General features: G+C 64.0%; 2 protein-coding genes. Both read right to left on the bottom strand.

What is annotated here, in order from left to right; all coding sequences use genetic code 11:
- On the bottom strand, nucleotides 1-181 hold a 181-nt coding region (locus BSB02_RS41845), incomplete at its 3' end, for a hypothetical protein (protein ID WP_206185146.1).
- Between the two features lie 225 nt (nucleotides 182-406).
- On the bottom strand, nucleotides 407-778 hold a 372-nt coding region (locus BSB02_RS40415; RefSeq protein WP_206185147.1), incomplete at its 5' end, for a hypothetical protein.

Here is a 778-nt window from a genome sequence, read left to right on the forward strand (position 1 = left end):
AGATGATGCTGGCTTCAGGGCCTCCACGAAAGTCGGAGTGGTTCAACACGCAGACGATGGGCGTGAGCAGCCACGCATAAAGGATGGCGCCAAGCCATGCACTGACCGGGGCGCATTCCCTGGTCTCATACCCCGTCATCGGATCGAGACCGCAGGCCTTGATCTCCAGGACGCCGACCAAGGTTCACGCGAAGGTGTCCAGAGCCCACAGCATGCCGCAGACAAGGGTCACCGCCATGATCCGCCCAGCCGGAGATCGCGATCCGGGGGACCTTGGCGAAGGTAACGCTGCGCGCGGACGCGGCCAGAGCCGAAGCCGTCTCGATCTGCCGCTCCACATGGAACGCCCTGGGACGATCAATGTCCTGGCCGCCAATGCGGTTGGGCCGAGCCGACGGTCGTGCAGTCAATCCATCCAGTGGAACCAGGCGTCGAACACACTGTACGGCGGATCATTGAAGACCGTTTCCACGTCAAGCCCGGCCTCCAGCGGCAAGCTGAGGACTTGCGAACCGAGCAGGACGATGCCGTGCCGGTCAAGCACCTGGCCGATGTCTCTGCACTCCGCTTCCCATCCCGGAGGATCGGCATCCGCGACCCGCCACAGCTCAGGCAGACCGTGAGCACCTGCACCGGCAGGTCCCGAAGACCAGACGTCAGGCCTGAAGAGCGCCGCCAGCGGAGCGAGCCGGCACAGCGCCAGCGGCAATCCCTCAACGTCTGTCCAGCCGTTCATGGAGCCTTTTTCATCCTCTCGCGACCTCGTAGTTCTGCAGGA

It is taken from the genome of Thermoactinospora rubra, assembly GCF_002093975.1.
In the GTDB taxonomy this organism is placed as follows: domain Bacteria; phylum Actinomycetota; class Actinomycetes; order Streptosporangiales; family Streptosporangiaceae; genus Nonomuraea; species Nonomuraea rubra_A.